Origin of the sequence: Bartonella sp. AA9NXGY (assembly GCF_042196845.1) — a bacterium.
In the GTDB taxonomy this organism is placed as follows: Bacteria; Pseudomonadota; Alphaproteobacteria; order Rhizobiales; family Rhizobiaceae; genus Bartonella.
On sequence record NZ_JBHIRB010000012.1, the window covers coordinates 22,228 to 47,535 of the forward strand.

General features: G+C 38.8%; 16 protein-coding genes and 2 pseudogenes. 13 read left to right on the forward strand and 5 right to left on the reverse strand.

All coding sequences use genetic code 11. The features are described 5' to 3' along the window. The first annotated feature begins 10 nt into the window (after positions 1-10). From ACFIM6_RS06940 to ACFIM6_RS06950, 3 genes are all read left to right on the forward strand, one after another. A complete protein-coding gene (locus ACFIM6_RS06940; protein ID WP_375612224.1) occupies positions 11-1,570 on the forward strand; it encodes a heme biosynthesis protein HemY in 1,560 nt (519 codons plus the stop codon). Between the two features lie 147 nt (positions 1,571-1,717). Continuing rightward, entirely contained in the window at positions 1,718-2,464 is a 747-nt protein-coding gene (locus ACFIM6_RS06945) for a glutamine amidotransferase (RefSeq protein ID WP_375606037.1), read from the forward strand. A 728-nt stretch (positions 2,465-3,192) separates the two neighbouring features. Beyond that, positions 3,193-4,248, forward strand: coding sequence for a DUF2125 domain-containing protein (locus ACFIM6_RS06950; RefSeq protein ID WP_375612250.1), 1,056 nt, complete (start codon positions 3,193-3,195; stop codon positions 4,246-4,248). 883 nt (positions 4,249-5,131) lie between these two features. On the opposite strand, the gene ACFIM6_RS06955 is transcribed toward ACFIM6_RS06950, so the two are convergent. Next, complete coding sequence (locus ACFIM6_RS06955; RefSeq protein ID WP_375612225.1) at positions 5,132-9,841, reverse strand: NAD-glutamate dehydrogenase; 4,710 nt, start codon at positions 9,839-9,841, stop codon at positions 5,132-5,134. A 266-nt stretch (positions 9,842-10,107) separates the two neighbouring features. On the opposite strand from ACFIM6_RS06955, the gene ACFIM6_RS06960 reads away from it, so the two are divergent. The 4 genes and pseudogenes from ACFIM6_RS06960 to rpsP all read left to right on the forward strand — a co-directional run bounded on the left by ACFIM6_RS06960 (position 10,108) and on the right by rpsP (position 13,307). Next, the gene (locus ACFIM6_RS06960) at positions 10,108-10,764 is read left to right on the forward strand and encodes a carbonic anhydrase (RefSeq protein WP_375612226.1); all 657 of its coding nucleotides are present in this window, start codon (positions 10,108-10,110) and stop codon (positions 10,762-10,764) included. A 230-nt stretch (positions 10,765-10,994) separates the two neighbouring features. After that, positions 10,995-12,563 carry a signal recognition particle protein gene (gene ffh, locus ACFIM6_RS06965; RefSeq protein ID WP_375612251.1) on the forward strand — a complete coding sequence of 523 codons (1,569 nt, stop codon included), beginning with the start codon at positions 10,995-10,997 and terminating at the stop codon, positions 12,561-12,563. Positions 12,564-12,587: 24 nt separating this feature from the next. Next, a pseudogene (locus tag ACFIM6_RS06970) lies at positions 12,588-12,916 on the forward strand (chorismate mutase). 16 nt (positions 12,917-12,932) lie between these two features. After that, positions 12,933-13,307 (forward strand): 30S ribosomal protein S16, encoded by a 375-nt coding sequence (gene rpsP / locus ACFIM6_RS06975; RefSeq protein ID WP_375612227.1) that lies wholly within the window; start codon positions 12,933-12,935, stop codon positions 13,305-13,307. A gap of 135 nt (positions 13,308-13,442) precedes the next feature. On the opposite strand, the gene ACFIM6_RS06980 is transcribed toward rpsP, so the two are convergent. After that, positions 13,443-13,658, reverse strand: coding sequence for a DUF1674 domain-containing protein (locus ACFIM6_RS06980; protein ID WP_375612228.1), 216 nt, complete (start codon positions 13,656-13,658; stop codon positions 13,443-13,445). An 83-nt stretch (positions 13,659-13,741) separates the two neighbouring features. Between ACFIM6_RS06980 and htpX the strand changes: the two genes are divergently transcribed. The 3 genes from htpX (at position 13,742) to ACFIM6_RS06995 (ending at position 18,010) form a co-directional block, all read left to right on the forward strand. Then, a complete protein-coding gene (gene htpX, locus ACFIM6_RS06985; RefSeq protein WP_375612229.1) occupies positions 13,742-14,788 on the forward strand; it encodes a zinc metalloprotease HtpX in 1,047 nt (348 codons plus the stop codon). A gap of 47 nt (positions 14,789-14,835) precedes the next feature. Beyond that, complete coding sequence (locus ACFIM6_RS06990; RefSeq protein WP_375612230.1) at positions 14,836-16,200, forward strand: RsmB/NOP family class I SAM-dependent RNA methyltransferase; 1,365 nt, start codon at positions 14,836-14,838, stop codon at positions 16,198-16,200. Between the two features lie 64 nt (positions 16,201-16,264). Then, a complete protein-coding gene (locus ACFIM6_RS06995) occupies positions 16,265-18,010 on the forward strand; it encodes a heparinase II/III family protein (RefSeq protein WP_375612231.1) in 1,746 nt (581 codons plus the stop codon). A gap of 926 nt (positions 18,011-18,936) precedes the next feature. Here the strand turns inward: ACFIM6_RS06995 and ACFIM6_RS07000 are convergent. The 3 genes from ACFIM6_RS07000 to ACFIM6_RS07010 all read right to left on the reverse strand — a co-directional run bounded on the left by ACFIM6_RS07000 (position 18,937) and on the right by ACFIM6_RS07010 (position 22,574). Continuing rightward, positions 18,937-19,089 (reverse strand): DUF1127 domain-containing protein, encoded by a 153-nt coding sequence (locus tag ACFIM6_RS07000; protein ID WP_375612232.1) that lies wholly within the window; start codon positions 19,087-19,089, stop codon positions 18,937-18,939. A 363-nt stretch (positions 19,090-19,452) separates the two neighbouring features. After that, positions 19,453-21,072: a bifunctional phosphoribosylaminoimidazolecarboxamide formyltransferase/IMP cyclohydrolase gene (gene purH / locus ACFIM6_RS07005; RefSeq protein ID WP_375612233.1), complete on the reverse strand. Its 1,620-nt coding sequence runs from the start codon at positions 21,070-21,072 to the stop codon at positions 19,453-19,455. Between the two features lie 719 nt (positions 21,073-21,791). Continuing rightward, a complete protein-coding gene (locus ACFIM6_RS07010; protein ID WP_375612234.1) occupies positions 21,792-22,574 on the reverse strand; it encodes an SURF1 family protein in 783 nt (260 codons plus the stop codon). A 296-nt stretch (positions 22,575-22,870) separates the two neighbouring features. On the opposite strand from ACFIM6_RS07010, the gene rpmB reads away from it, so the two are divergent. From rpmB to ACFIM6_RS07025, 3 genes and pseudogenes are all read left to right on the forward strand, one after another. Further along, positions 22,871-23,188, forward strand: coding sequence for a 50S ribosomal protein L28 (rpmB, locus tag ACFIM6_RS07015; RefSeq protein WP_375612235.1), 318 nt, complete (start codon positions 22,871-22,873; stop codon positions 23,186-23,188). 120 nt (positions 23,189-23,308) lie between these two features. After that, complete coding sequence (locus ACFIM6_RS07020) at positions 23,309-23,992, forward strand: VUT family protein (protein ID WP_375612236.1); 684 nt, start codon at positions 23,309-23,311, stop codon at positions 23,990-23,992. 1,162 nt (positions 23,993-25,154) lie between these two features. Next, a pseudogene (locus ACFIM6_RS07025) lies at positions 25,155-25,301 on the forward strand (HaeIII family restriction endonuclease); the annotation flags it as partial. Positions 25,302-25,308 lie beyond the last annotated feature (7 nt).

The following is a 25,308-nucleotide window of genomic DNA, read 5'->3' on the forward strand; positions in this document are numbered from 1 at the left end:
TAGGCCCAAGATGATACGTGTTTTTATTTATATTTTTGTTGTTTGTATCCTCGGTTTAGCTTTCACGTGGGTTGCTAATCACAATGGTATTTTTGTTCTCACATTTTTGCATTTCAGATTTTCTGCTTCATTTCTTACAGTGTTAAGTGTGCTTATTTTATTTTTTGTAACGCTGGTGCTTTTATGGTGGTTATTGTCTTTCTTTTTTTCCATACCGAATGCTCTTTCCAATTATTTTTATAAACGCCATCAAAAGCGTGGTTACGAAGCTCTTTCAAAGGGGATTCTTGCAACTTTTGCTGGTGATAGTATGGTTGCGCAAAAAATGGAAGCACGTGTTGCTAAATATCTTGCAGGGAAACAAGAGCCATTGGTAAAACTCTTACAAGCGCAAACCTTGTCTTTACAAAATGACTCTGTTCGCGCCATCGGTCTTTATGAAGAGATGAGAAAGGAAGATCCGACAAAACTGGTTGGACTTTATGGTTTGTTTCGTGAAGCAATGAAGAGTAAAGCTTATGAGGCAGCGCAACAATATGCTGAAGAGGCACTGACTTTATCGCCAGCACTTTTATGGGCGCATCAGGCGGTGCTTGATCGGTTAAGTACTGAGGGTAAATGGGATAAGGCACTTACTATTTTTGAAAGAACGCAAAAAGCTCTCCCGCGTTCTATTCGCGCGATTCCAGAGCGGCAGCATATACAGGTTTTACTACTAAGTGGGCAGGCACTTTCTTTGTTTGATACACATCCTGTACAAGCACGTGAAGCTATTTTGAAAGCCCATAAATTGGCGCCTGATTTTGTTCCAATAATAGTTATTGCTGCTGATATTCTTTATAAATTAAACGAAACGCGTAAAGCGGATAAAATGATTATAGCGGCTTGGCAAAAGGAGCCTCATCCTGACTTGGGAGCGCTTTATCTTGAAAGAGAAGAAGGAGCCATTGGGCGATTGAAAAGGGCTAAGACACTTGCTTCTTATAATAAAGATGCATTTGAGTCGGCTTTCCTTATTGCTAAAGCAGCTTTGGATGCTGGTGAAACAGCATTAGCAAGAGAGAAGGCACAAAAAGCATTACAATGTCATCCACGGGAAAGTGTTTATTTATTGTTGGCAGATATTGAAGAGGCACAGGGAAACAATCAAGGTGCTGTGCGTCAATGGCTTTCTTTAGCACTTCGTGCTGAACGTGATCCAGTGTGGATGTGTGATGGGGCCATTTTTTCTTCTTGGTCAGTGGTTTCTCCAATCAGTGGACGTTTGGGCTGTTTTGAATGGAAGGCGCCTCCTTGTATGCCTTCTCTCACATTAGAGGCGGACAATATTGTGTCGAAAAGGCAAGACAAAGAGTATGTTATGGGAAAAAGTGATGATGTTGGAGATAAGAAGCTTGAAAAATTAACACCTGTAGATGATTCTCTTTTGCATAATGTGCAGGTGGAGAAACAAGATATAAAAGAAAAAGATGTAAAAATGTTCAGTCAAACTCACTTAAATGTTGATGATCCAGGGGTTAAAATAGAAGAAGAAACATCTTTATCGAGGAAAAAATTTCGTTTATTTTAAATTGCACCAATGTTGATAATACGAATGTTTTCTCAGAAGAAACAATTGACCTAGAAGAAAAAATATCGTTAGTCTTGTCCAATAAAATTATTCTCTTATGCTTTAAAAATAAAGTTTTGCTTGGTAGCAGAGGTGATTGGTTAAAAAATGTTTTTAAATCAGAGATGTCTTGATAAAAAACAAAAAAATAACAAACCAAGGATTGCTGTCGTTATTCATCGGCGCTCTACCTATACTGGTCGGTTGGGAAAATTTTTACAACAAAATGGTTTTGTTCTTGATATTTATCGTCCTATTTTTGGACAAAAACTCCCTGATACATTAGAGCATTATGCCGGCGTTGTTATTTTAGGGGGACCGATGAGTGTGAATGACAGCGAAGCCTATATTGGTGAGGAAATTGATTGGATTTCGTTATCACTAAAGGAAAATAAGCCTTTTTTGGGTATTTGTCTTGGAGCACAAATGTTAGCGCGAAATCTAGGGGGGCGCGTTGGTACAAGAAGTGATGGGACTGTTGAAGTCGGCTGGTATCCACTAGAAGCAACCCCACAAGGGAAGGAATTGATGAATTGGCCAGAGATGGTCTACCATTTCCATGATGAAGGTATTTATGATTTACCGAAAGAGGCAATGCTTTTGGCAACAGGGAATACATATCCTACACAAGCTTTTCGTTATGGAAACAATGCATGGGGTTTGCAGTTTCATGCTGAATTTACACGCGCTATGATGCGGCGTTTGGTCGTGCGTTCGGCACATAAATTGACTGAAAAAGGTGCTCAACCTGCTTGTGCACATTTGAAAGGTCGTTTAATCTATGATCGAGCTTTGAGCCAATGGTTTGAAAGCGCATTACACCAGATTTTTTGTACACCGCCCGTACTTGTGTGATTGTTGACAACGAATTGATTTATATAGGTAATTCACGGTTTTGTATATTGAATGAGAACCCCGAATATAGTAAGGTTTTTTCATTCCAAACCTGTGTATGTTGACTCAATAAAAACCTCTTGTTTGCATGTCACAAGTAGGGCTGGCGTGTGGGCAAAAACTGTATAAGAAAAGACTAAAAATGCTTCTTATGAACTGTCTTAAGTGCCAAGGGCTGTCGCAACATTTGGGGGCTAGCCAAATATAATGATGGTGCTGGCTTTGGGGTCTCCATAAGCGTAAAGATGGGGGGCTCAATGGCTTTATCGTTAAGAAACACTATTCATTATCATTTTTGTTGTGCTGTAAAACAGTATGGTTTAAGCTAGAGGTAGAAAATCTATGTAAAACTTTACACATGAGGTGTTTTTTGTTAAAGGGTGTAATGGGTTTTTTTAAGAAAATCTTGTTTATTGAGCTTATGAGATACTGTACTTTAGAACGATGTATAGGGACTTCTTGAAGTGATCAGTAGATAAAATCCGGTGGATTAAGAAGTTGGATTGTGTATAAACTGAACGTGGTTGGGAATCTTTATCCTTTTTAGGGTGGGGAGGAAGTTAAGAGATAAAGAAAGTTTGAATATTGTCTAAATCCTTTCAAATACCATCATCACAAAAAAGTTTTTCTTTGAGTTATTTAATTTGTGGGCTCTTTTGTCTTGCTCTGATATTTATTTATAGCGCACTCTGGTTTTTTTTTCGCGTAAAATAGAAGACTATGTTTCTAATATATTCACAAAAGTATCTTCCCATAATATGGCGGCGGTATGTGAGAATGTGCACAGGGATGGTTATCCTTTACGTGTCGGTGTTGTTTGTGACAAGTTTCAATTTTCTTGGCCTTTACATGGGGTTTCTTTATCGACGGGGCGTTTGACAGCTGGTGCACCAATTTACGCACCTCATTTGGTCGAGTTTAATGTTCATTCTCCTGCATTAATTGTTTTTTCCGGAAAAACTCCCATAGTATCGCATTGGCGCAATTTGGTGATTGAAACAGAGCCTTATTGGAAAACGGGTAAAACATTGAAGTTTATAGCTGAAGGGCTTGAGATTTCATCTTTTTCCTCTTCCCCTGAAGATCAAAAGCTTCAAGAAGCATTAAGAGCACCAACGACAGATAAAAAAACGACACAAGAAAATATTGAAGATCCGGCATCTTTGCAAAATACGCATGACGTGATTATTCAGCCGTTAGAGCCACAAGATATGCTTCAAAAAATAACGGCAGAATTTTTGCGTTTTGATCTAAAACATGAAAAGAATAATTTATCGGGACATATAACTTTTGACGGTTTTGATGCTTCTCCCTTTTTAAAATCTTCTTTTGTTGATATTCCTAAAATTGATGGCAATTTGAAATGGATTTTAAATGACATGTCTTTTCTGTCTGAAGATGAAGAAAAAAATTGGCAACAACGACTGTATGGAAAAAGTGGACTTTTAAAGCAAGGTGAATTGACTTTTCATACAGGTGGTGCAGTGCGTATTAGTGGACCTTTTTCTTTTGATGATGAAGGATATTTGACAGCAAAATTTGAACTTGTCCTTATTCAGTCTATGAAGCTTCTTGACACTCTGCAGCGCTTATTTCCCGCGCAAGCCAATAATCTTCAAGCGTTATTTTTTATTTTGGGTGCTTTGCCTAAAAATGCGGATGGCGCTCCCGTTCTTTCCTTGCTCATTAACAATGGGTGGGTAAAATTAGGCTTTTTAAAACTTGGTCGTCTTGCTCCACTTTAGGTATTGTACCGAAGCCTTTTTTCATCTTTACTACCAAATTTCGACTTTTTCTGATTTTCACACTTTTTTGCAATTTTAGAGTGTTAAAAATTTATTTTAACAAAATGCGTATTTAATGGTAAAAAAATAGCTATAAAAATAAAAAATTACCACCTACTCCTAACTCGTCCAACCTCTTTTCACTTAGTACAAAATCTTATGTCAAACTACATATAGTAACAGTGTTTGTATGGAAAAGTGGTATTTTAAAGTATGCTGAATTGCCTTTTTATACAGGTGGTGTGGTTCTTTTTAGGAACCTTTGTCTTTATATATGGAATGAGCATATTGCATATATCTGTTTGGGTGTAACCTCTTAAAACAAGTAAATAGCCTAGTTGTAGGAAGATATGAAGTTGTAAAGGGGAAAATCAACATCCATCTTTACTGTCATTTTTTATTCGATTTTACGCATTTGTTAAAAAAATATTTCTCAGTGCTTCCTATTTCACGATGTCGCCTGTGAATGGTATAAGGATAAAGCCATTAAGCACCATCATCTTTTCGGTTACGGAGTAACAAGCTAGGGGAAAACATCATCATATTATATTTGCTTATATTTGCTAATTCTCAATCTTACTGCAGCTTTTGGCACTTGAGGCGGTTTATGAGGGGCATTTTTAGTCCTTTCTTTACTGCTTTTAAGTCTGAAAGTTTATGTTTTTAGGGTGAGAAATCAATCCTGTTGTTTTTTTGAAATTGTTGCAAACAATTCTATTGTGATAAATAGCGAGATTTTTATTTTTGGTGTTATGTCTAAAATGCAAACTTCTGCTCTGTCTTAGTTGGTTTGTTGTGGTGGTGGGATAGAACGGGAGATTGAGAGGGTCGTTTTGTATTTTCTTTAGGTTTGAAAGCCAATATTTTGAAGTTGAGAAATCAATCCTGCTGCAAAAGTAAAACGAGAAATATTGAGATCATTTTCAATAAGGGCGCTAATGCGGTTTGTAATGTTGTGAATATGATCTTCTTCTGTTTTTTTCCAAGTGTCAAAAGGATCTTTTTTCTTTCCATAATTTTTGAGGATTTTCATAACGATTTGCCGAAAGCTTTCAGAAACATTTTCTTTGGCTTGGCTTAAAGCCATACTATCATAATAATCTACTACAGGAATTATACGACTTGCTTCGTTAATGCGGTTTATACGAATGATTTGCGCAAGTGAAAAGTAGATCTCTGCGGTTTTAATAAGATCACTGTTGCTTTGTTTTGCAATCAAAGAAATATCACAGATTGTTGAAGCAGCTTCCAAGAGAGCTAATTGTTTCGCTAATGCTTTTGGTGCTCCCTCTTCGCTGTAGTGTAATGCTTTTTCTTCAATCTTTTGCTTAATATCGTTGCCGTGAGAATGCATAAGCTCTTTTTCAATAACGCTACGGGCTTGTTTTATTGTTTTTACAATTTCTTCTAATGGACGTGAGAGATCTATGTTGTGCAAACCCCAATTGGTTGTTTCAAAGAGCATTGGGGTCATTGTTGCGTAGAATTTATTTTGGACAAGACCGGGTATTTTATTATCAAGCTTATCAATTTGCTCAGACAATTGAGGAATTTCAAAACCATCGCGGATGGCAATGAAAACGCGAATAATATTTTCAGCTTTTTGTTCTGTTGCATCGTGTAATCGATTAACAAAAGTGGGGCCTCCACGATTTACAATATCGTTGGCAATCAGCGTTGCGATAATATTACGACGCAATTGATGGTTAATAACTTCCTTCTTAAAATTTTCTTGAATTTGGGTTGGAAAATAGTTCAGCAGGGCTGTATTGAAATAGTGATCATCAACAATGGGGCTATTAGCAATTTCTTCTTTTAAGGTCAATTTAGCATAGGCAAAAATAACGGCGAGTTCTGGGCGGAGAAGACCTTTGCCTTGGGTTGTTCTTTGCTGTAAAACTTGTTCATCAGGAAGCATTTCAACTCTGCGATCTAGAAGATTTTTTTGTTCCAAGTCGTGCATAAAGCGTATTTGATAGGGCAAATCAGTAGTGCTTTGGTTTTCCGACAAAGAAAGCGCAAGAGGTTGTAGATAATTGTTGCGCAAGACAAGTTGCTCGACTTGAGGCGTCATTTTTTTCAAGAGCTTATTGCGTTCTTCGCGGGTTAACGTTTTGGCACGTAGTGCTGATGCAAGAACAATTTTGAGATTGACCTCAATATCAGAACAATTCACACCAGCAGAATTGTCAATGGCATCCGTGTTGCATCGACCACCATTTAAGACATATTCAATCCGTCCACGTTGTGTAACACCAAGATTAGCTCCTTCACCAATAATTTTTGCACGCACTTGTTCTCCGGTAATGCGTATTGCATCATTTGCACGATCACCTACTTGGGCATCGTTTTCGGTTGTTGCGCGGATATAAGTACCAATGCCACCGAACCATAAAAGATCAACAGGGGCTTTGAGAAGAGCAGAGATAATTTCAAAGGGTGTTCCTGTTTGTTTTTCGAAACCAATGGCTTGTGCTGCTTCAGGTGAGAGGGTAATGGTTTTTTCTTTTCGTGAGAAGATACCACCGCCCTTTGATAATTTGGTTTTATCGTAATCCTGCCAGCTTGAGCGAGGTAGTCTGAAGAGACGCGTACGCTCTGCATAGCTTTCGTCTATGTTCGGATCTGGATCAATAAAGATATCGCGGTGATCAAAAGCGGCAATCAATTTTGTTTGTTTGGAAAGCAGCATTCCATTGCCAAAGACATCACCAGACATATCGCCAACACCGACACAGGTGAAGGGCGTTGTTTGAATATCGTGATTAAATGACTCTCTAAAATGTCTTTTGACGGCTTCCCATGCACCTTTAGCTGTAATACCAATGTCTTTGTGGTCGTAACCTGCTGAACCTCCAGAGGCAAAAGCATCATCAAGCCAAAAGTGGTTTGCTTGGCTGATGGCGTTGGCTGTATCAGAAAAAGTTGCTGTTCCTTTGTCCGCTGCAACAACAAAATAGGGATCAGGGTCATCATGACAGATGACATTGTGGGGAGAACTTATTTTGCCGTTAATCAGATTGTCTGTAATGGAGAGCAAAGCTGTTATAAAGTCTGTATAAGCTTGTCGTGCTGCTTCTATGATGACAGCACGGTCATTTGTTTGGGGAAGCCGATGGGGATAGAATCCACCTTTTGCACCTGCAGGAACGATAACCGCATTTTTAACTTGTTGGGCTTTGACTAAGCTAAGCACTTCGGTGCGGTAATCTAATGCACGGTCAGACCAACGAATGCCGCCACGAGCGATAGGTCCAAAACGCAAATGGACCCCTTCAACTTCTGGTCCATAAACAAAAATTTCTCGGTAAGGGCGCGGTTCAGGCAAACCTTCAATCTGGCGTGGATTTAATTTGGTGGCTAAAATACGCCGTGGACTTCCATCAGGAAGAGTCGTAAAGGCATTCGTTCGTAAACTCGCCTCGATAAGGTTACAATAACGGCGTAAAATGAGATCATCGTCTAAACCAGAGACTTTCCGTAATTTTTCTTCAATGCGCTTTTGAATAACTTGTTGGTTTTTTTTTCGTTCTTTTTCTGTATGGCTTTGATGAAATTTTAAATGAAATAAAGCATAAAGATCTTGGGTAATGTCAGGATAAGCATTTAAAGTTTGGGCAACGCGATCTTGCGAATAAGGAATTCCAGCTTGTTGGAGATAGCGCCCATAATGGCGCAAAATAACAATTTCATGCCAATCAAGCTCAGCTGTTTGGGTGAGAGCATTAAAGCCGTCATTATCAGCATTTTGTGCCCAAATGGCTTCAAAGGTTTCGGCGTGTTTTTGACCGTCTTTTTCAAAATTGATACAGCGTTGGAAAGTACTTTCTAGCTGCATATCATGAAGATACACAGAGCGCCCATTGCCATCTGGTAATTCAAGGGTTTGTTCAGCAATAACGCGAAACCCCATATTTTCAAGGAGTGGTACACGTTTGGAAAGGGCAAGTGCTTCATGGCGGTGAAAAAGCCGAAGAGAAATGCACTGTTTTTCTTTGTTTTGTGCGTGATAAAAGATCACGAAAAGGGGCTTTTCATCATGAAGACTTAGAATATGTCCGGCATCGTTAATAGCGTCTTCAGCTGAAAATAAATCACGATAGCTGTTGGGGAATTCGCTGGCTAGACGTGTTTGTTGCTCTGTTATTTTCTGGGTAAGAGCGATGGCTTGAACCCTGTCTTCCCAACTTCGTGCAATCGAACGTACATGTTGTTCAAGTGTGGAGCGCTCATGAAGGGGAACAGTTTCGTTTCCTTTGCGATGGATGATATAATAGACACGTATAAGGGGGCTTTCCAAAAATAGCGGATAAGATTCAAAAAAGTCACCTTTATAAAGCTCAACAAAATGTTCGCCAACTTTTTCACGCAGGCTGCTGCTATATTGGTCACGCGGTACGTAGACAAGGATAGAAACAAAGCGTCCAAAAGAATCAGTGTGGGCAAGAACTCGTAAACGTGGGCGCTCATCTAATTGTAGAATAAGCTTAGTGTTTTCTGTCAATGTATCAACATCAGAGCGAAACATTTCATCTCTTGGATAGGTTTCTAAAGCACTGATGAGTGCTTTTCCTGAATAATCGGCGTGATTGTGTCCAAGACGTTGAATAATAGTTCGGGCTTTTTCTTTTAAGAAAGGAATTTGCAAAATAGAACGTGTATAAGCTGAGGAGGTAAAAAGCCCTACAATGCGTAATTCTCCACAGAGTTGGTTTTCTTTATCAAAGATTTTAAGACCAATATAATCGAGCCAAACAGAACGGTGAATTTTGGAGCGGCTGTTCGCTTTTGTCACGATAAACAGATTATCGCTTTCCATGAAGGATAAAACTTCTTGAGGAGGTTCTTTCATGCTTTTATCGTCAACAATATGAATAGAAGCATCCGTGAGTATACCAAGTTCAATATTACTGGCTGTAAAGGATTTTAGGGGTTTTTGGTCTTTGATGAAGTTGTAAGTGCGCATACCAAGGAAAATGAAATTATCGTCCATTAGCCAGTGAAGAAATTCAATAGCTTTTTCGCCTTCTTGTTTGTAGTGTGGGGGAAGACTTATTTGGTAGGCATGAATCTGCTTTTCAACTTCTTCAAGCATAGGTTTCCAGTCTTGTACAGCAGCATTAACCTGTTCAAGAACTAAGGTGAGTTCATTTTCAAGTTTTTGTATTTGCTGTTTGTTTAATGACTCGATGTGAATTTGCATCAGACTGATGCGTTTTCCAGAAGCACAATCAATAATGGGGTGTGCAATCAAATAGATATGGTTTTTGTGTTGATTAAAAACATTTAAAATAGAATCGAGAAGGAAGGGTTTGTTATCATTGACAAGCGTGATAACGGTTATAGGTCTGTTACTACGGGTTAAATTTTGCTCAAAGCAGATGGTATTTTTTCCCGTCTGATGGAGATTAAAAGCTTTTACCGCGATGGCTGTGGCTTTTTGAAGTTCTTCATTTTCGTAATAAGCAATATCTTCTTTATCGGTTTGGGCAAAAAGGATTTGTTCTATTTTATCTTGGGTGTTTTTTGTCTCTGTTTTTTTTTGTTGCAACACATTCACTCTCCCTTTTTGCTCTTAAGGGGTCTTTATTAAAAGCAGACCATTATATTTTTTATATACTGTAACACCTTCTTTCTAAAGAAAATAGCTCTTTATTTGGAAAGAATGAGTTTGTTTTTGCTATTTTTTAGTAATATTTTGTACTTTAAAGAAATATTTTGCTTCAAGGAAAGGGCACTTTTAGTATTTTTGTATGTTAATAGTTTGTTTTTTAAAATATACAAAATGAAAGTAAAAAAAGAAGCAAAAGTAAAGAGAGAATGGCGCATTTACCAGAAAGACTTTTAAGTGGTTACCAAAACTTTATAAACAATCATTTTTTATATAAAATAGCAGATTATCAGCAATTGGCGATTGAGGGGCAGAAACCTGAAGTTTTGGTCATTGCTTGTTGTGATTCGCGTGCAGTACCAGAAATGATTTTTGATGCTAAGCCAGGGGAAATTTTCACCCTGCGCAACGTGGCGAATGTGGTTCCTCCTTTTTCTCCTGATGACCAATATCACGCAACATCAGCAGCTCTTGAATATGCTGTGCAATTGCTTGAGGTGAGACATATTGTCGTTTTTGGTCATGCCCATTGTGGAGGCATTCGTACTGCTCTTAATGAGACATATAAATCTTTATTATCAAATGATTTTATCGGTCAATGGATAAGTCTCTTAGCACCAGCAGCAGAAATCGTTTTGAATAATAAGTCGCTGTCTTGGCCAGAAAAACAGACGGCATTAGAGCAGCTTTCTATTCGCCATTCGTTGAGAAATTTAGAGACGTTTCCGTGGATAAAGCTTCGCAAAGATCAAGGTTTTTTGACATTGCATGGTGTTTGGTTTGATATCTCTAGCGGAAAATTATGGAGCATGGAACAGGAAACAGGTTGTTTTATGCGTGTTGAAGTTGAAAGTTTTGAAGTATAGTATTTGTTGTTTTTATTTCTTCGTATAAAAAGATATTTTATGATAAAACTTGACAAAGCTGGGGTTTTATTGTTTGAAGGAGCAAGCTTTCAGTGACAAAATTAACTTGGAGCCACCGACTGAGACCCCAGTTTAAGGGTATAAAGAGATCTCAGAGGTCAACATCCGACGGCGCGATGCGTTCTCGGATGCTATTTTGGTTTGTTTGTTATGCAACAATGAGGTAAATGATGTTTGAATCCTTGCAAGAGCGACTTGGTTCTATCCTGTCTCATTTGACGGGACGTGGCGCTTTATCGGATCAGGATGTTGTAGAGGCGCTGCGTGAAATTCGTCGCGCTTTATTGGAAGCTGATGTTGCTCTTGATGTTGTGCGCTCTTTTACCGATAGAGTTCGGGAAAAAGCTGTTGGGGCCGAAATCGTTAAATCAATTAAACCAGGCCAAATGGTGGTTAAAATTGTTCATGATGAATTGGTTCATATTCTTGGAAGTGAAAGCGTTCTGAGTGATTTAAATGCACCAGCTCCAGTTGTTATCATGATGACTGGTTTGCAAGGTTCGGGAAAAACAACCACAACAGCAAAGCTTGCAAAACGTTTTACTGATAAGCACAATAAAAAAGTTCTCATGGCGTCATTAGATACACGCCGTCCCGCTGCACAGGAGCAATTGCGCCAATTGGGAGAACAGGCAAAACTTGCAAGCTTGCCTATTATTGCGGGTCAGCTGCCCGTTGATATTGCATCACGTGCCGTACAGGCTGCTAAATTGGGTGGTTATGACGTGCTTCTTCTTGACACAGCAGGACGTAATCATATTGATGAAGCTTTGATGCTCGAATTGGCTGAAATTAAAGCATGTTCCCTTCCTCATGAGATTATGTTGGTGGCTGATAGTTTGACGGGGCAAGATGCCGTTCATCTTGCTCGTTCTTTTGATGAGCGTGTCGGGATTACGGGGATTATTTTAACACGGATGGATAGTGATGGGCGTGGTGGCGCTGCTCTTTCTATGCGTGCTGTTACAGGTAAACCAATTAAAGCAATTGGAACTGGTGAAAAAATAGATGCTTTAGAAGAATTTCATCCCAGTCGTATTGCTGATCGTATTCTCGGAATGGGGGATATTGTTTCTTTGGTTGAAAAAGCTGCTGAAACAATGGATCACGAGAAAGCTGCTGCTTTTGCAAAAAAAATGCAAGCCGGAAAATTTGATCTGAATGATCTTGCAGAACAGTTGCAGAAAATGAAAAAACTGGGTGGAATGGGCGGTATTATGGGCATGTTGCCAGGAATGGGGAAGGTCAAAGAGCAGATTGCGGCTGCGGGGTTTGATGATCGTTTGTTTGATCGTCAATTGGCCATTATTTCATCTATGACACCCAAAGAGCGGGCGAATCCAGAGCTTTTAAAACATAGCCGCAAACAACGAATTGCTAAGGGGTCTGGTACGACAGCGGCTGATATTAATAAACTTTTGAAGATGTATCGCCAAATGGCTGATATGATGAAAGCCATGGGTGGTAAAGGAAAAAGTGGTTTTATGGGAAAAATGTTGGGAGGCCTTGGTTCCAAAATGGGTTTTGGTGGTATGGGAAACTTGGGAGGGGATTCTCCAGCTATACCGGATTTGTCGGGATTGGATCCAAAGCAATTCTCAATGCTTCAAAAGCAAATTGAAAATGGTAATGGAGGGAAGCTCTTGCCCGGACTTCCTAAGCGTGGACCTACATTTCCTGGTCTTTCCAATGGCATTGTCGATGGGGGAAATTTTCCTCAGCATCCTAAGAAAAAATAAGATGTAAAGAGGGAAAGGAATATAATGCAGGAAACAGTATTAAACGAATTGGCACATTTACGAGCATCCATTGATAATTTTGATGCAACCTTGATTCATATCTTAGCAGAGCGGTTTCGTTGTACGAAAGCTGTTGGGCGCTTAAAAGCCCGTTATGATTTGCCTAAAGTAGATCCTCTGCGTGAGCAATATCAGGTAGCGCGTTTGCGGCAATTGGCTATAGATAGTCATCTTGATCCTGATTTTGCTGAAAGATTTTTAAAATTTATTATTAAAGAAGTTGTGAGTCATCATGAAGTTATTGCTGAAGAGCAAAAAACAAAAAAGTCAATTTAAACGAAAGCCAGAGCTGACAATAGGAGATAAAATATGGCATTGAAAATTCGTTTGTCCCGTGGAGGTTCAAAAAAACGTCCTTACTATCATATCGTCGTTGCAGATGTTCGTAGTCCGCGCGATGGGCGGTTTCTTGAACGTGTTGGTGCATGGGATCCAATGTTGCCTAAAGATGGACCGAGGGTGAAACTTAATGAAGAACGTATCCAATATTGGCTTGGGCAAGGGGCTCAACCAACAGATCGCGTTTTACGGTTTTTAGATGCAGCTGGCTTGAAAAAGCGTCCAACTCGTAATAATCCACATAAAGGTGAACCGGGTAAAAAAGCACAAGAACGTATAGCAGCAGCAAAGCAAGCGGCAGAAGAAGCAGCTGCAGCGGCTGAAGCAGAATCTGCTACAGCATAAGAAGCATGGTTGTTTAATCAACGTGTTTTTAAAAGCTTTAGAAAAATAAATATTATCCGTTTTTGTCTATCAAAAACGGATCTTCTTTAAAAAGCTGCTTGTTTAAATCGCGTTGGTTTTTTTAAATCAATGGTTTTAAAAATCAATGGCGCGGCCTTTAATTTCCCAATCTCCATAGCGGGAAGGGTCCTTGCCGCCGCGTCCACCATTTTCTAAAGGTTGTTCTTTTTTTGCTGCGTGTTTTCGTCTTTCTTCAGCTTCTTGGAGAGCGCGTTGTGCTGCGGGAGAAAGAGATTGCTGTTTAACGTCAGTTGCATTTTTTTTGCTTGTTTTCTCATCTTTTTTATTCATTTTACACCTATTCCATTGAAGAAGCAGAAAGAAAACACCATCATATAGTATTGATTGACTTTTATCATGGAGTTTTTTGAGTAATGAATATAATGCGTACAGCTATGCTTTTGGCTTTTTTAACTGCTCTCTTTATGGGAGTTGGTTATCTTGTTGGAGGGGGTGGTGGCATGGTCATTGCTCTTTTAATGGCAAGTGGTTTAAACTTTTTTTCTTATTGGAATTCAGATAAAATCGTTTTACGCATGTACGGGGCGCGTGAAGTTGATCAGCATTCAGCACCAGTTTATTATAAGATTGTAAGCGATTTAGCTAAAAAAGCTTCTCTTCCTCAACCAAAAATTTATGTTATTGAGAATGCACAGCCAAATGCTTTTGCAACGGGACGTAATCCGCAAAATGCAGCTGTTGCTGCAAGTACTGGGTTGTTAGAGCGGTTAAGCGCTGAGGAAATTGCCGGCGTTATGGCGCATGAGCTCGCACATATTGAGCATCGTGATACGTTAACAATGACTCTAACCGCAACGATTGCAGGGGCAATTTCAATGCTTGGTAATTTTGCTTTCTTTATGGGAGGACAGCGTAACTCTTCAGAAGATTCTCATGGCGCTGGGGCAATTGGAGGATTTATTGCATTGCTCGTGGCGCCTTTTGCAGCGATGCTGGTGCAAATGGCGATTAGCCGTACACGGGAATATGCTGCGGATCGGAGAGGGGCTGAAATATGTGGTAATCCTTTATGGTTGGCTTCGGCATTGCGTAAAATTGCTGATGGGGCGCATGGGGTATATAATGAAGAAGCAGAGCATAATCCAGCAACCGCGCATCTGTTTATTATTAATCCTTTGAGCGGTGAGGGAGCGGATAGTCTTTTTTCGACACATCCAGCAACTGCAAATCGTATTGCTGCTCTTTATCGGCAAGCAGAAGAGATGAAAGGGGCTCTTACCAAAAGTGTGGGATGGAATAAAGAAGACGCTATACATGAAAAAAGCAGCGGGATGAATTATGCAGATTTTCATAGTGGTCAGGCTCATGTATTAGGTGAACAAGAAAACAGTTCTTTTCAGCGTGTTACAAAACGTCCTTCTTGGCTTCGTTATGAAAATTCAAAAAGATCTCGTTCATAGAGTTATTGAGGGAGATTTTGAGAAAACTGTGATATAAAGGTGGTGTTTTGAAACACAAAAAAGCGGGGCATGTGTCTGAAAAAAATGTTCCAGGATTAGCTGTTCGGCAGGTGTGTGTACGTCTTTTGGGGGCGGTAATTGATAAGTACACGCCTCTGTCTGGTTTGACGGATAATGAACACGGACATCCACAATATTTGAAGCTTTCACAACGAGATCGTTTGTTATGTCGGGCTATTTTAACAGCTTCATTGCGTCATCGAGGGCAGATTATGGTGGCTCTCTCACGCTTTTTGGCGCGTCCTTTGCCTTCACAAGCACTTTCACTTCAGCATCTTTTGCATATCAGTGTTGCACAAATTCTTTATCTTGATATTCCCGATCATGCGGCTATTGATTTAGCTGTGCGTGTGGCGAAACTTGATCCTCGAATGCGCCGTTTTTCAGGGGTGGTGAATGCTCTTTTGCGCAATGTTGCACGTGAGGCAGAGCCTTTACGTCAACAAGTTTCTACCATTGAAGGTGTTCCAGCGTGGTTTGGACAGCTTTTAGTGTCAGCTTATGGAACAGAAAAGGCGCATAAGATTATCGCAATTCAAAGTGTGGAACCTCCTTTCGATTTGACAGTGAAATCTGATAGTGGTGGATGGGCTGAAAGGCTTGGCGGTGTGGTATTGCCCAATGGTTCTGTTCGATTGAAGCGTCTGGAGTGTTCTGTTTCTGATTTACCAGGCTATCGTGAAGGGTCTTGGTGGGTCCAAGATTTTGCAGCAGCTTTGCCTGCTTGTTTACTTGGGAATATTGAGGGTAAACGCGTTGCTGATCTTTGTGCGAGCCCTGGAGGAAAAACAGCACAATTGGCTTTGCAAGGGGCTGAGGTGACTGCAATTGAGCTTTCTGCTAACCGCATAAAGCGTTTAAAAGAAAATATGGAACGGCTTCATTTTTCAGTTCACATTTGGCAGGGCGATGTGAGAAATTTCTATCCCACACAGCTTTTTGATGTGGTTCTTCTTGATGCTCCTTGTTCTTCTACAGGAACAATCCGTCGTCATCCGGATATTTTATGGACGAAATCGAGGGAAAATATCGTCAAGTTAGCGGCGTTGCAATATGATTTGCTTGTCGCAGCAATTTCTTTGGTGAAGGAGGGGGGGCGGATTGTTTTTTCCAATTGTTCATTGGCAAGAGAAGAAGGTGAACATCTTATTGAGAAAATTTTATCGACACGCAATGACATTGTTTTAGACCCTATTTATCCAGAGGAAATGGGAGCACTGGAACATTTGCTTTGTGGGGGGATGTTACGGACAACGCCTGCGGATTTTTGTCATAAAAATTTTGATGCTGAGAAAACCGTATTTTTAGGAATGGATGGTTTTTTCGCTGCGCGCTTACGAAAAATTGCTTAATTAACGCTTCATTTACAAAAATGGTCGAAATTGTATTTGATTCAGCATAAATGGAGATGAAATTTTGGCGGTTGCGGTAAAAGCTCCTCAGGTAAAAGTGGCAGCCTGTATCGATACGATACAGAATGTTATGCGGCGTTTATGGGTTGGACCATTGTTTCGTTGGCGATTTTCAGGGTTTCGTCCTCATAAAATTTTAGCGCATCCCATGGATTTGCATGTAGCTGATCCGATGATGGCGCATGAATTTTATCATGGTCGTTTTGCTTTTGCTGGTCACATTGTTCATTCTGGTGCTGTTTCGCCGTTTTCATTGGTTCCACCAACGCTAGAATGGGAAGCGGCTCTACATGATTTTCATTGGTTGCGCCATATGGAGGCAGCAGGAAGTGATTTAGCTTCTGCACATGCACGCTCTCTTTTAGAAGACTGGTTTGACCATGCTGGTAAGAAGGTAAAAGGGCTTGCTTGGAGTGATCCTGTTGTGGCGCGGCGCTTGATTTCATGGATTTGTCATTCGAAAATGTTGTTAGAAGGGGCAAGTGAACGGTTTGAAAAACGCTTTTTACGTGCACTTGGTTTGCAATTTCGTTATTTGCGCGTAACAGTTTGTAGTATGGAGCACAATGATCAACGTTTACAAGCAGCAGTGGCTTTGACATTCGCATCTCTTGCTTTGCCTGTTTCAGCGGCAGTGAAAAAAAAGGTACAAACCACACTTATAGAGGAGCTTTCCCGTCAAATCCTAGTTGATGGTGGGCATATTTCCCGTAGTCCTGTTATTTTGCTGAATTTGTTATCGGATTTATTGTCGTTACGGCATCTTTTTATGCGTAGCAATGAAACAGCACCCCGTATTTTGATTGATTCTGTTGAGCGTATGTTGCCAGCTTTACGATTCTTTATCCATGAGGATCAAACGTTGGCCCATTTTAATGGGGTTGGTCCCCTTGTATCGGAACGATTATCATCACTTTTGGAGCTTGATGAAACAGGAGGACATCCTTTTAGTTATGCCCGTTATTCAGGATTTCAGCGCTTAAAAGCCAATCAGACAACAGTGCTTGCAGATACAGGAAAGTTTCCACCTCGCTCTGTAGCACAGCAGGCTTGTTCGGGGTGTTTGTCTTTTGAAATGTCTTCACAAGGGCACCGTTTTATTATCAATGCCGGTGTTAATCCTGATGGGCGGGAAGAGTATCGACATTTAGGGCGTGTTACTGCAGCACATTCAACAGCTACGCTTAATGATTGTTCAGTGGGTGCTTTTTATCATAAAAAGAAAAATGGCGCGCCATTTTTGTTTGATGGACCAACAGATGTTCAAGTGTGCCGTATAGAGGATTCAGAGAAGACAGGTTTTATTGCGAGTCATAATGGTTATGTGCGACCCTTTAATCTTATTCATGAGCGTGGTCTTATTTTGGCGACAAATGGAGATATGATTGAGGGTTTTGATCGCTTTTTTATGCCAAATAAAGGGAGAAAGAGACACAAAAGTGTGCAAAATGAACAAAATTATGTTGCTGTTCGGTTTCATCTTCATCCACAAGTTGAAGTTAACTATGATGGCAAACGTGTGTGTTTAGCCGTAAAGAACGAGAACGTGAAGAGTGAACAAATATGGTATTTTATATCGCCTGACGCAGATATTTGTCTTGAAGATTCGATTGATTTTGCAGAATTAACAGGTCCACAACGGACACAACAGATTGTTTTATATTTTCGTCCTGCATTTCAGGAAAAAGTTCGTTGGCGTTTTATCCGTAAAGCGTTTGATAAAAAATTAGAACATTGTTCCAACCCATAGTATATTGCGTTTTATTTTGCGTGTCGCAAAACATTATTGTTTATTGTGGTAATATTCTCAAAATTTGAAGATCATATCAATTTTATACATGAAGAGTTTTGTTAGAGTATGGGTTGGATGTTTTTAGGCAAGGTTTGCTCATAGAATCTCATGAGGTGATGCTAAAAGGGATTGGCTCCAGAAAAAAGGTTTTTTGAAAGACCATTGTTGACAGATGAGTACTAGTTAAGGATTTTGATCCTTTAAAGATATGGAGAGAAAATTAAGCCGTTGCTTATCTTCTATAAGTTTTTAAGTGTGCTGTTGGGATCAATATTTCTCTCTGAGAGAGTTGCATTAATAGGATTACGCTCTTCACGAAAAACAGAGCGCTATTGTATTGTATATTCACGGACTTATTTTAAAGAAAAATCCCTTAATGCTTCCAAGCCTATTTTGCGACGATGCCCGTGATGGGTATAACGGTAAATCCATTAAGCACCCCCCATCTTTATGCTTATGAAGGAGCAGTTCGGCACTATCACACTATTTATCAGTGCCCAATGTTTGTAACAGTTCTTGGCACTAGAGATGGTTCATAAGAGGCATTTTTAGCCTTTTCTTAATAGCTTTTATCCATACAGCTCTCCCCGCTTGTAACGTGCAGGCGAATGGTTTTTGTTGATTCAACATACACAGATTTGAAATGAGAGAATCTTACGGTATTCGGGGTTCTAATTTAATATGAATAACGCTAAATTATTATTACAAATCAAATGTTGTACATCACAGAAGCATTGAAAATTCGAGAAACAATACATAACAATGGCCGAGAAAAATAATTCTTCTGCTCTTTGTTATTATACTAAAAATGAAGTTATAATAACAAACCACAAAATGCGCGCTTTTTCATAGCAAAGCATTCTCTCAAATATCTCAAACAACTTTCATAAAGATCTACGCGAATAACGTCGTGCAATTGAATCAATATCACCTCGACAAATTCCAAGATCGTTGAGTTCATATGTTGAAAGACGACTTAACGCATTAACGGTTCGACGATAACGGCGCCAATTACTATAAAAACGTAGAATATTCATATCCTCTACTCAAACTTTTCATTACACTCTTTAGTTTAAGAATAGAGTATATTACTAAAAAGAGTTGTGTTATAATATCATAGCAGGTATGCATCTACATACAAGATAATGTCCCTTTAACATTTTTCTCATGCGAAAGGGTAACCATTAAAAATATCAACAAGAACATCTTATCCCTAACCAATGGCTAAATTATGTGCATTGGCTAAATTATGTGCATTTCTGCGGTGATAAACTTCTTCACGTGTAGCTTCTTTGGATTGAATAACTGCTTCCATTTCAACAGTTATCAATAGTCATACGATAATTATGAAAAATTCCTTGAAACATTTGTCTCATACGAAAAGAAAAGCAGCAAAATTATTAATGGCGGAAGTGACGTGTTCCTGTAAAAACCATCGCTAACCCCTGTGCATCAGCAGCGGCGATAACTTCTTCATCACGCATGGAGCCTCCTGGTTGAATAACTGCTGTTGCCCCTGCTTCAGCTGCTGCTAATAAACCATCTGCAAAAGGAAAAAATGCATCTGATGCAACAACAGATCCTTTTGTGAGAGTTTCTGTTAAGCCTGCTCTTTGCGCACTTTCTGCTGCTTTACTTGCAGCAATTTTGGCTGAATCGATGCGGCTCATTTGTCCGGCTCCAATTCCAACTGTTGCGCTATTTTTCGCGTACACAATAGCATTTGATTTAACGTGCTTTGCTACACGAAAAGCAAATTGAAGATCACACATTTCATCTTGAGTTGGTGCCCGCTTTGTCACTACTTGCAATTTAAGATCATCGACTACCACGTTATCACGTGATTGCACTAAAATACCTCCTGCAAGTGTTTTCGCAAGAAGTCCTCCACAGCGTGGATCAGGAACTCCACCTGTAATGAGCAAACGAAGATTTTTTTTCTTGGCAATAATTTCACGTGCCGCCATTGTGGCATCAGGAGCAATAATCACTTCTGTAAAAATTTTAACAATTTCTTCAGCACATTCCTCATCAAGGGTTTGATTTAAAGCAACAATTCCACCAAATGCCGATACATTATCACACATAAGAGCTTTCAAATAAGCTTCTTTCAAATTTTCTCCTTCCGCAACACCACAAGGATTGGCATGTTTAATAAGAGCGACAGCAGCGGTTTTTTGCGGATCAAATTCTGCCACAAGTTCAAAGGCTGCATCTGTATCATTCAGATTGTTATAAGAAAGCGCTTTGCCTTGTAAAAGTTTTGCTGTTGCAATACCAAAACGTTTTTCATTATTGCGATAAAATGCTGCCTGTTGATGTGGATTTTCTCCATAGCGCATAACACTTTCAAGATGACCAGAAAAACTCTGCCACGATGGAGTTTCAATTTCTAAATCCCTTGCAAACCACGATGCTATTGCCGTATCATAAGCAGCGGTGTGTGCATAAGCGCGCATTGCTAGCTGATGACGCATAGATAAGCTTAAACATCCATTATGCTGCTTTAATTCAGCTAGAATCGAATCATAATCTTTTATCGCTGTTACAACACCGGTATAAGCATAATTTTTTGCCGCGGCGCGAATCATCGCCGGTCCACCGATATCAATATTTTCAAGAATCGTTTGCCCATCAGCTCCCGAAAGGATCGTCTCTTCAAAAGGGTAAAGATTCACCACTAAAAGATCAATTCCATGAATGCTGTTCTTTTCCATAGCTTCCCTATGGTTAGGATCTTCTCTTACCCCTAACAAAGCACCATGAATCAAAGGATGGAGTGTTTTTACACGCCCATCCATTATTTCAGGAAATCCGGTAACTTCAGCAACATCTTTTACGGGTAAACCAGCTGCTATGAGGGTTTTTGCTGTTCCTCCTGTTGAAATCAATTCAACATTGTAAGTAGCATGAAGGGCTTGTGCAAAAGCAACCACACCCGTTTTATCAGACACAGAAAAGAGAACACGACGAACCCGATGAAGATCAGGTATGGGAAAATTTTTGGCAACAACACCCATAACAGAAGCCTTAAAAATGAAAGAGTTAAAATTCTAGTAAAACACGCTTATACGTTTATAGCATAAGCCTTTAGCAAAATACACTGAAAGGATAAACTGTCTTTTTAGAATATAGGATGATTCACCTTTTTCTATTATCCTGTAAAAACCTCTCATTTGAGGTGTGGTGATAGGTATAAAAGTCTCATTGAGACATTAAATATTTTTTTGTTGCTTATAACTCAATATCTCATCTTCATAGCAGTTTTGAAACAAAAAATGCATCCGTATGTTCTCCGCTATATTAGCCTTTATACTAGATGAAGGCGAAAGTATTGCGTATATAAATTGGAGTAATCTCTGAAATGGGAAATAATCTAATGAAGCAAGAATATAAAATTATAAAGGCAAAAATGAGTGCTCATCTTTCCTATCATTTTTAAATTTAACTTTATATTTTTCAAAAGCGTTTATGACAATGTTTTTTAAGAGTGAATTTTTTATAGAGTGGAGATAATGCATTGCTTCACATTTTTGGGCATTACATTTTTAATGAATAAACCCTCGTTTTATGATGATTTTTTAAAGAGTGTCGCGTAAATCTTTTGTGGATGGTATAAAGTTCATTGTATGCCTGTGATCTTTAATTTAACAAAGGCGCAAGTTGGTAGATTTTATTCTCTTTATCAGTTTTCAAGATTCTAAAAATTTTTGTTACTTGAGATGGAAGAGGTATTTTTTTAGTTTTTTTGCCGTAGCAGAAAAAGAAAACCTCCTAACACACCAGCAGCTAAAATAAACCACGTGATTGCATAAACGAGATGATTATTTCGAAAATGGATAATCGTAAGACCAACGACGGGAAGTTTTGCTTGTGGGGATGTTTTTCTGGCATCAATGAAATAAGGGGCAACAGTGGACAAACCAAGTTTTTGTGCCATAGCGGGGAGATCGCGCGTATACCATAAATTTTTGTCAGGATTATTTTTACGCGGGAAAAATCCATTTTTTTCACTCATGCGTAATAAACCTATAATCGTTGTTTGTTCTGTGTCCGTGGTAGAATTTTGCTGAGATAAGGCATTTGTATGCGATTGCTCTGTGTTTTGAAAATTGTTACGTTCATCCATAGGGATAAAGCCACGGTTGATAAAGATCAGTATATTATCAGCAGTTTGTAAGGGAGTCAAAACCCAATAGCCTGTAGTATTTTGAGCGGCAGCAGTGACTAAAATATTTTTATCTGTTAAAAATTTTCCTGTGATAATAACAGGTTGATATTCATATTTTTCAAAAGTAACATCTGACCATTGATTTTTTGGAGGGGCTTTTATGGGGGGTAAATGAATGCGCTGATTGGTACTGGTGATAAGATTTGTTTTCCAGTTTAACCGTTGTACTTGCCATATACCTAATGCACTGAAGAGAAGAAAAAAACAAATACATAAAGTTCCAAATAAAAAAGAAGAAAAACGGCAAGAATTTCCCTGAAGCTTTGTCATGGGGGGGTCTTTTTTGCTCATGATTTGTGCTTCCTTTCGGGACAATAGGCTTTTATTCTAACATGGTATATATTAAAAGAAACATTTTGTACGCTTTTTGGCAGAATTTGCACGCCTTATTGAGGAAAAAGATGAAAAATGAGCCAACAAGAGATGAAAAAGGTTTTATAAAAGACTTGACCTTTTGTTGTCGACCCCCTATTAGAAAGAAACTTCCCAATGATGCCCGTTCAAGGTTGCATTGCGCGTGTTTTGCGTTCATTGTGTCCTTTGGGTATGGGGATTTGAAAGTTTCTTAGAGTTTAAGGGTGAAGTTTATGTCTCGTGCATGTGAATTGACAGGGAAGACGGTTCTGTATGGTAATAATGTTAGCCATGCGAATAATAAGACTCGGCGTCGTTTTTTACCAAATCTTTGCAATGTGACATTGATTTCAGAGGTGTTACAGCAAAGTTATCGCTTGCGTATTTCAGCAAATGCATTGCGTTCTGTTGAGCACCGCGGTGGTCTTGATGGTTTTTTGATTAAAGCAGACGATAAAGAGTTGTCGCAACGTGCGCGTTTGCTAAAACGCCAAATCATTAAGAAAAAAGCTGAGCAAGAAGGTGAGCAAAAGGCTGAACAGGCAGCATAATTGTTAGCGCCATTCTTTTTGGTTTATTAATGCTTTGATTTCGGTTTTCTGTTCTAGAAGTTAAGTTTTTTGCAGGTTGATCGTTTCATTTTATTGGTTCCATATCCCAGGTTAAAAAAAATGTCTTCAAGCGGTCTTTTATTAGAACAGCAAAAGAAAAGGTATGTTGTTTTTTCTATTTTTGCAATGTGCCTTGCTGTCACGGCTTCTAATATTTTAGTTCAATATCCTGTCTATTGGTTTGATTTGAATGAGCTGTTGACTTACGGGGCTTTTACCTATCCATTTGCTTTTCTAATCAATGATTTGACCAATCGTTTTTATGGTCCATCTGCTGCGCGGCGTGTGGTTTATGCTGGTTTTTTTACGGGTGTCTTTGTTTCTTGGATATTGGCGACACCACGGCTTGCACTTGCTTCTAGTTTTGCATTTTTATTTGGGCAACTCCTTGATATTGTGGTTTTTACTCCTTTGCGACGTAAAACATGGTGGAAAGCACCTTTAGCAGCAGCGTTGGTTGGTTCAGCTTTGGATACAGTGCTGTTTTTTGCTCTTGCTTTTTCTAGCTCGTTTGCTGTTTTTGATAAGATAACAGGGTATGCAGATAGTTCACTGGTGGAGAGTACTGTTTTGGGAGGGATAGGCATGCCAGTTTGGCTATCGCTTGCTTTTGGTGATTTTTCGGTAAAAATTATTATGAGTCTGTTGATGTTGATTCCTTATGGGACAATTCTTAACATCGTAAAGCTTCCTCTTTATCAATGTCATTCAAAAGATGATTCCTCTTTTGTTTGTCACAAATAAGGATTTTTGTCTTTTTGTTTTCCTGAAGCCAAGAAAATTGTACGCTATGCTTGGTGTGACACGTTAGTTATAATGGATACTTTATCATTTACCAACTTAAGTAAGAACTCCAACACAAAACGCTTTTTTATTTCAAAATTCTCTTGTGAGGAAAAGATAAAGTCATTTGTTTGAGAAGGGGCTAAATATGCTTTTACAAATGATTCAATGTGACAGAAATTGCAACTGATGTTTATTAATAGATTGATTTAAAATGATAACTTATATTTTTCATTTGAGTGAAAGAGCCCAATATCATAAAATTTTACGCGTTTTAAATACTCTTATATTGAGTTAATAAAAATCATTTGCTTGCCTATGTTATAAGAGGAATTGGCGTGCGGACAACGTCATTTGAGAAAGAAATACTTCTTATGAAGAGCTTTAATGCAATAAAAGTGCAATATTAGGCGCTGAAAGTATATTGATTTATCTTAAAAACATTGGAAACTTGAAAGTAGGATTCTGCTTTTGGCTTGTAGCTTGTAAAGTAAAGGATGATTCTGGATTTTGCATTATGCCATATATGGGCGCTGTTGTGAAATAAGCTTGGAAGCAAGGAAGAATGTAGGAGTGCGGATAAGATATATAATGGTGTGTTCTTTTTCGTGAATGAAGTAATATTTTTTTTCGTGTTTTTCTTATATTTTATGTGAGTAAAGATTTTTTCTTTTATCCATGAGATGGGAGCTTATGTTGATAGATCACCCGTGGTGAGTACTGTTTTGGGAAGGTTAGGGGACAGGTTGGCTTTCGCTTGCTTTAGCAATTTTTGCCGAAAAATTGCTATGAATCCATTTATGCCGATTCTTTTATAAAGAAATTCTTAGTGTTTAAAATATCCTCTTTTTTTTCGTATAATAAATACAACTTTTATCTTTTTGTATTACTGAAGGTGAAAGTTTAGGTATTATATTTTCTGTGAGAGCAGCATTTTAGAGCTATGTCTAGTGGAGATATTTTTCTATATACGTGTATTTCAATATAATGAAATAACACAAGATCGAGACAAAAATGGGTGATTATTCAGTCTTTGAATTTGAATGGTACTCTGGGATATGGTCGTAAATGGAAAGTTCTAAGCAAAACTTTATCAGTCGCAATATAACCAGAAAGTAAAAACAAACTCATTACAATTTTTGAAGATGGTTGGAGCATTTCTTTTAGAGCTCATAATGCATCCAGTAAAGTAGAAGCTTCTTTAAAATTCGATATTCAATTTGTGGGATTATCTTCTCAGGTTGTTAGCCATCAAATTCCGATGGTTTAATGATAGA

What these genes read in the sequence shown, in the direction of transcription:
- ACFIM6_RS06940 (WP_375612224.1), top strand. Translation starts at nt 11, where the DNA reads ATGATACGTGTTTTTATTTATATTTTTGTTGTTTGTATCCTCGGTTTA.
- ACFIM6_RS06945 (WP_375606037.1), top strand. Translation starts at nt 1,718, where the DNA reads ATGTTTTTAAATCAGAGATGTCTTGATAAAAAACAAAAAAATAACAAA.
- ACFIM6_RS06960 (WP_375612226.1), top strand. Translation starts at nt 10,108, where the DNA reads ATGGCGCATTTACCAGAAAGACTTTTAAGTGGTTACCAAAACTTTATA.
- ffh (WP_375612251.1), top strand. Translation starts at nt 10,995, where the DNA reads ATGTTTGAATCCTTGCAAGAGCGACTTGGTTCTATCCTGTCTCATTTG.
- rpsP (WP_375612227.1), top strand. Translation starts at nt 12,933, where the DNA reads ATGGCATTGAAAATTCGTTTGTCCCGTGGAGGTTCAAAAAAACGTCCT.
- ACFIM6_RS06980 (WP_375612228.1), bottom strand. Translation starts at nt 13,658, where the DNA reads ATGAATAAAAAAGATGAGAAAACAAGCAAAAAAAATGCAACTGACGTT.
- htpX (WP_375612229.1), top strand. Translation starts at nt 13,742, where the DNA reads ATGAATATAATGCGTACAGCTATGCTTTTGGCTTTTTTAACTGCTCTC.
- ACFIM6_RS07000 (WP_375612232.1), bottom strand. Translation starts at nt 19,089, where the DNA reads ATGAATATTCTACGTTTTTATAGTAATTGGCGCCGTTATCGTCGAACC.
- purH (WP_375612233.1), bottom strand. Translation starts at nt 21,072, where the DNA reads ATGGGTGTTGTTGCCAAAAATTTTCCCATACCTGATCTTCATCGGGTT.
- ACFIM6_RS07010 (WP_375612234.1), bottom strand. Translation starts at nt 22,574, where the DNA reads ATGAGCAAAAAAGACCCCCCCATGACAAAGCTTCAGGGAAATTCTTGC.
- rpmB (WP_375612235.1), top strand. Translation starts at nt 22,871, where the DNA reads ATGTCTCGTGCATGTGAATTGACAGGGAAGACGGTTCTGTATGGTAAT.
- ACFIM6_RS07020 (WP_375612236.1), top strand. Translation starts at nt 23,309, where the DNA reads ATGTCTTCAAGCGGTCTTTTATTAGAACAGCAAAAGAAAAGGTATGTT.